This window comes from Pseudomonas sp. Pseusp97, from assembly GCF_047304025.1.
Lineage (GTDB): Bacteria > Pseudomonadota > Gammaproteobacteria > Pseudomonadales > Pseudomonadaceae > Pseudomonas.
Map to the genome: position 1 here is coordinate 1 of NZ_JBGLYK010000278.1, position 6,248 is coordinate 6,248.

General features: G+C 67.5%; 7 protein-coding genes. All 7 read left to right on the forward strand.

Annotated elements, in window-relative coordinates; translation table 11 throughout:
* The coding region (locus ACCC94_RS26885) for a PhoH family protein (RefSeq protein WP_413352652.1) at nt 1–1,365 on the forward strand (1,365 nt) is incomplete at its 5' end.
* Between the two features lie 339 nt (nt 1,366–1,704).
* Nucleotides 1,705–2,196: a cyclic pyranopterin monophosphate synthase MoaC gene (gene moaC / locus ACCC94_RS26890; protein WP_413352653.1), complete on the forward strand. Its 492-nt coding sequence runs from the start codon at nt 1,705–1,707 to the stop codon at nt 2,194–2,196.
* Entirely contained in the window at nt 2,193–2,441 is a 249-nt protein-coding gene (locus ACCC94_RS26895; RefSeq protein WP_413352654.1) for a MoaD/ThiS family protein, read from the forward strand. The genes moaC and ACCC94_RS26895 overlap by 4 nt, the downstream gene beginning before the upstream one ends.
* Before the next feature lie 4 nt (nt 2,442–2,445).
* Nucleotides 2,446–2,898, forward strand: coding sequence for a molybdopterin synthase catalytic subunit MoaE (gene moaE, locus ACCC94_RS26900; protein ID WP_413352655.1), 453 nt, complete (start codon nt 2,446–2,448; stop codon nt 2,896–2,898).
* Nucleotides 2,899–3,084: 186 nt separating this feature from the next.
* Nucleotides 3,085–4,599, forward strand: coding sequence for a C69 family dipeptidase (locus tag ACCC94_RS26905; RefSeq protein WP_413352656.1), 1,515 nt, complete (start codon nt 3,085–3,087; stop codon nt 4,597–4,599).
* Nucleotides 4,600–4,722: 123 nt separating this feature from the next.
* The gene (gene moaB / locus ACCC94_RS26910) at nt 4,723–5,277 is read left to right on the forward strand and encodes a molybdenum cofactor biosynthesis protein B (protein WP_413352657.1); all 555 of its coding nucleotides are present in this window, start codon (nt 4,723–4,725) and stop codon (nt 5,275–5,277) included.
* On the forward strand, nt 5,274–6,248 hold a 975-nt coding region (glp, locus tag ACCC94_RS26915), incomplete at its 3' end, for a gephyrin-like molybdotransferase Glp (protein ID WP_413352658.1). The genes moaB and glp, both read left to right, overlap by 4 nt.

Below are 6,248 nucleotides of genomic sequence, written 5' to 3' on the forward strand. Positions count from 1 at the left end.
ACCCAGCCCACCCTGTACGTCCTCGACACCAACGTCCTGATCCACGATCCCAACGCCTTGCTGAACTTCCAGGAGCACCACGTCGCGATCCCGATGACGGTGCTGGAGGAGCTGGACAAGCTCAAGACCGGCAAACACACCGTGGCCGCGGAATGCCGCCAGGCAATCCGCCTGATCGATTCGGTGCTGGGCGAGGCCTCGCCCGAGCAGGTCGAGGATGGCGTGCCCATCCAGCGCGGCAAGAGCGGGCCGTGCGGCAGCCTGTCGATCCTCATGAGCAAGCGCGCCGAGCCGATCACCTGGCTGCCCGAGCACCTCAACGACAACAAGATCATCAACCAGCTGGTGGAGCTGAAGAGTCGCCATAGCAGCAAGCGCGTGGTGCTGGTCACCAAGGACATCAACATGCGCCTGAAGGCGCGTGCCTGCGGGGTATTCGCCGAGGACTACCACACCGACCAACTGGTGGATGACATCAACCTGCTGTCGCGTGGCTACCACTCGCTGAGCGGATCGTTCTGGGACCGCGTCAGCAAGGTGGAGACCCGCCAGGACCGCGGTCGCACCTGGCACCGCGTGCAACTCACCGACAACCTGCCGGCGGTGCACATCAACGAGTTCATCGTCGATGAGCAGGGTTTCGTCGGCTGGATCAAGGGCATCGACCAGGACGAGCTGACCATCCTCGACCTGCACCAGGAGCCGCTGCTGCACCAGGAAGCCTGGGGCCTGCGGCCGCGCGACGTGTACCAGTCGCTGGCGCTGTACGCGCTGCTGGACCCGGACATCCACCTGGTCAACCTGTCCGGCGCCGCCGGTTCGGGCAAGACCATCCTCGCCCTGGCTGCCGCCATCGAGCAGACCATGGTCACCAAGCGCTACAAGCGCATCATCGCGACCCGCAGCGTGCAGGGCCTGGACGAGGACATCGGCTTCCTGCCCGGTACCGAGGCGGAGAAGATGGAGCCCTGGCTCGGCGCGATCACCGACAACCTCGAAGCGCTGCATTCGGATGATGAGTGCACCCATGGCAGCGTCGACTACATCCTCAGCAAGGTGCCGCTGCAGTTCAAATCGCTGAACTACATCCGCGGCCGCAGCTTCCAGCAGAGCCTGATCCTGATCGACGAGTGCCAGAACCTCACCCCGCACCAGATGAAGACCATCATCACCCGCGCGGGCAACGGTTCGAAGGTGGTCTGCCTGGGCAACCTGGCGCAGATCGATACCCCCTACCTGTCGGCCACCAGCTCCGGCCTGACCTACCTGACCGAACGCTTCAAGGACTTCCCCCACGGCGTGCACGTGACCCTGCAAGGGGTACCGCGCTCGGTGCTGGCAGAGTTCGCCGAAGCGCATATGTAAGCAGTACCGGGCAACCGGCTTCTTCCAATCCCACCCCCCACTCCGGACAACCCCCTCTCCCTTCAGGGAGAGGGGCCGTTGGGCAGGACCGTAGGGCGCATAACCCGGAACGGGTTATCCGCCGATGGCCACGCGGCGGATAACGCTGGCGCGTTATGCGCCCTACGGTCTGTTCGAGGCCCCTCGCGAGCTTGCTCGCGAACCCGCCCAGACTCCGGCCATCCCGCTCGTACCTCTTCTTGTATACAATCCTCCCCCCCAATGCGCCGTCCGCCGTTCCGCCGGCCGCGCCCACGGGGAGTACACTGTTTCCCCTGATCCACCGGAGAGTTCCCAGCCGTGCTGACCCATCTCGATTCCCAGGGCCGCGCCAACATGGTCGATGTCACCGAAAAAGCGGTGACGTCCCGTGAGGCCGTGGCCGAAGCCCGGGTGCGCATGCTCCCGTCCACCCTGCAGCTGATCCAGGACGGCGGCCATCCCAAGGGCGACGTGTTCGCCGTGGCGCGCATCGCCGGCATCCAGGCGGCGAAGAAGACCCATGAGCTGATCCCGCTGTGCCACCCGTTGCTGCTCACCAGCGTCAAGGTCGAGCTGGCCGCCGAGGGGGAGGACACCGTGCACATCGTCGCCCGCTGCAAGCTGGCCGGGCAGACCGGCGTGGAGATGGAAGCGCTGACCGCCGCCAGCGTCGCCGCGCTGACCATCTACGACATGTGCAAGGCCGTGGACCGTGGCATGACCATCGACAGCGTGCGCGTGCTGGAGAAGCTCGGCGGCAAGAGCGGTCATTACGTGGCCGCAGAAGGCGTAGCGGGAGACACCCCATGATCCGCGTGCAGTACTTCGCCCGCTACCGCGAGGCCCTCGGCCTGGATGGCGAGCAGCTGAACTGGAGCCAGTCCCTGGCCAGCCTGGACGACCTGCGGCGCCTGCTGCTGGAGCGCGGCGGCGTCTGGGACGTGCTCGCCGAGCAGAACCTGATGTGCGCGCGCAACCAGGAGCTGTGTTCCCTGGACGAGCCCCTCGCCGACGGCGACGAGGTGGCGTTCTTCCCCACCGTGACCGGAGGCTGAGCCCATGGCGATCCGCGTCCAGCCGGCGGCGTTCGATCCGGGCGCCGAACTCAACGCGATGCACGCCGCCAACGTCGGCGTCGGCGCGGTGGTCGGCTTCGTCGGCTACGTGCGGGATTTCAACGACGGCCGCGAAGTGGGCGGCATGTTCCTCGAACACTACGCCGGCATGACCGAGAAGGCGCTGGCGAAGATCGAGGTCGAGGCCAACCAGCGCTGGCCGCTGCTGCGTCTGGAAATCCTGCATCGCATCGGCCGGCTGGAGCCGGGCGAGCCCATCGTCTTCGTCGGTGCCGCCAGTGCTCACCGCCAGGCGGCGTTCGATGCCTGCAACTTCGTCATGGACTACCTGAAGACCCGCGCGCCGTTCTGGAAGAAGGAGGACACCCGCGAAGGCCCGCGCTGGGTCGAAGGCCGCTGCAGCGACAAGGCCGCCGCCGAGCGCTGGGAGGACTGAGTCCTTTCGTCGCGCCTGCATCGCTGCGGGGGCGCATTCGCGGGGCTTGTCTATGCTCAGGGGCGATGCCAGGGAGGTGTCGTTGCTCTGCGCCAAGGACGCGTTCCTCGCCACGTTGTACATCTCCCGGCTCCGCCGCCGTGCCTGCCTTGGCCGCGCGGCGAATCGCAAGCCGAGGAGATTTCCATGACCAAGCCCAACTTTGCGCTCAAGACCCTCGCCGCCGCCCTGCTGGCGGGCGGCTTCTGCCAGGGCGCGCTGGCCTGCACCACCATCATCGCCGGGCGCAACGCCACCGCCGACGGCTCCGTGCTGGTCGCGCGGCTGGAGGACTACACCTACAACAACCACGCCAAGCGCTTCGTCGTGGTGCCGCCGCAGACCTACAAGGACGGCGACAAGCTCAGCTTCGACAACGGCGTCAGCGTACCCGCGCCCAAGGCCGGCCTGCGCTACACCGCGATGCGCGACTGGAATGGCGACCAGCGTGGCGCCCTCGGCCCCTGGAGCGAGTTCGGCGCCAACGAGGCGGGGGTGATCCTCTCCGCCACCAACAGCACCGAGCCCAATGACAAGGCCGCCAAGGCCGACCCGCTGGAGGCGGACGAGGGCGGGGTGATCGAGGCCATCCTGCCGGACCTGATCCTGCCCCAGGCGAAGACCGCCCGCGAAGGCGTCGAGCTGCTGGGCAAGTACGTCGAGACCCTCGGTGCCGGGGAAACCAACGGCATCCAGATCGCCGACGACAAGGAGGCCTGGCTGTTCGAGATCGGCTCCGGGCACCACTGGATCGCCGTGCGCGTGCCGGACGACGGTTACGTGGTCATGGCCAACGGCATGCGTGTGCACGACGCCGACCTCAACGACAAGGCCAACGTCCTGAGCAGCGCCGGCATCGCCGAGTTCGCCGAGAAGCACCAGTTGCTGGACAAGGTCGACCCGGCGAAATTCAACTTCGCCAAGGCCTTCGGCATCGTCGGCGACGCCTACAACGTCGACCGCGAATGGCTGGTGCAGAGCAAGCTGGAGCCGGGCCGCAAGCAGGACATCCGCCAGCAGCAATATCCCTTCTACACCAAGCCGGAGAAGCCCATCAGCGTCGAGCAGGTGGCGGCCATCCTGCGCATCGACAACTACGCCGGCACCCCGCTGGACGGCAAGAAGCCGGCCGGTGACCAGAAGCAGCGGCCGATTGCCATGGAGCGTAACGTCGAGGCGCATATCCTGCAGGTCCGCCCGCAGATGCCCAAGGGCTTGCAGGTGCTGTCCTGGCAGTCCCTGGGCAACGTGCGCGACGGCCTGCTGCTGCCGTATTACCTGGAGAGCCTGCGCAGCACGCCGCGGGTGTTCCAGCAGGGCAGCGACGACTTCGACGAGCACTCCGCCTGGTGGACCTTCCGCAGCCTGACGTCCCTGGCCCATGCCAACGACAAGCAGTACATGCCGCTGCTGCACGGCTGGCGCGATCGCCTGGAAGGCAGCCTGCGCGCCGCGCAGCCGGCCCAGGAGGAGATGCTCAAGGCCCTTGCGCAGAAGGACGGTGAAGTCGCCCGCGCCGCCGCCGAACGCTTCAGCAACGGCACCGCACTGTGGGCCCTGGACCAGGCCGGCGTGCTGCGCGCCAACATCCTCACCGACCTGACCAAGTCCACCGAGCAGAACTACAGCGCCGAGGAGCTGGAGAAGATCAAGCACCTGTAATGCGCTGACGGCAGGTACTGCCCCGCACGCGCCGGGGCAGTACCTCCTAGGAGGAATGGGCGCTGGCGGGGAAGGGGCGCAGGCTGGCGCCAGCCCTTTCTGCTCCGAATCGGAGAGCCCCTCATGAGCCATCTCAGCACCCCGGAATTCCAGCCGCTCCAGATCGCCGTCCTGACCGTCAGCGATACCCGCAGCCTGCACAACGACACCTCCGGCCAGGCCCTGGTGACCTCGCTGCAACGCGCCGGCCACGGCCTTGCCGAACGCCAGCTGGTGATCGACGACATCTACCAGATCCGCGCCGTGGTCTCGGCCTGGATCGCCGACCCCAAGGTCCAGGTCGGCCTGATCACCGGCGGCACCGGCTTCACCGCCCGCGACAACACCCCGCAGGCCGTCGCCCCGTTGCTCGAGCGCACCGTGGATGGCTTCGGCGAGCTGTTCCGGCAGGTGTCCCGCGAGGAAATCGGCACTTCTACCATCCAGTCCCGCGCCATCGCCGGCATCACCAATGGCACCCTGATCTGTTGCCTGCCCGGCTCCACCGGAGCCTGCCTGACCGCCTGGGAAAGGATCCTCCTGCAGCAGCTCGACAGCCGCACCAGGCCCTGCAATTTCGTCCCCCATCTCAAGCGCCTGCCCGAGCGCCCGGTGCTGGCCTGCGGTACTCGCTCATGAGCGTCTGCGGCTGTTCCGGCGCCGGCCTGCGCCCGGTGGACGAGGCCATCGCTGCGCTGATGGACTTCGTTCCGCTGGCGCCACCGGCCGTGCGCGTCGACTTGGAGAGCGCCCTGGGTCGCATACTGGCCGAGGACATTCTTTCCCCCCTCGACCTGCCGCTGTGGGACAACAGCGCGATGGACGGCTACGCCCTGCGCAGCGCCGACATGGGCCATGCGGGCGCGCGGCTGAAGATCGCCGGCTACATCGCCGCCGGCGATGCCGCACAGGTCGAACTGCAACCCGGCCAGGCCATGCGCATCTTCACCGGCGCGCCGTTGCCACCGGGAGCGGACAGCGTGATCGCCCAGGAAGACTGCGAGATCGATGGTGACTGGCTGCAGGTGCCCGTGGTCGCCCATGGCAGCCATGTGCGCCGTCGCGGTGAAGAACTGCGCGAAGGCGATGCCCTGCTGAGCGCCGGGAAGAAACTGCGCGCGCAGGATCTCGGCCTGCTCGCCAGCGTCGGCCTGGATCGCGTCAGTGTGTACCGCCCGCTGCGCGTCTGCCTGCTGAGCAGCGGTGACGAGCTGCGTGAACCGGGAGAACCACTGGCGCCGGGGCAGATCTACAACGCCAACCGCTTCAGCATCGGCGCATTGCTGCGCGGCTGGGGTATTGAAGTGCACGACTACGGCGTGCTCGCCGACACCCTGGCGGCCAGTCGCGATGCGCTGAGCCTCGCCGCGTCCGAATGGGACGTGTTGATCACCAGCGGCGGGGTGTCGGTGGGCGATCGCGACTATCTCAAGCAGGCGATCCGCGAACTGGGCGAGCTGCACCTGTGGAAGCTGAAGATGCAGCCCGGCAAGCCGTTGGCCTTCGGCAGCATCGCCGGCAGGCCGTGGATCGGCCTGCCAGGCAACCCGGCCGCCGCGCTGGTCACCGCCCTGGTGGTGGCGCGGCCGTTCCTCTGGCGTGCCCAGGGG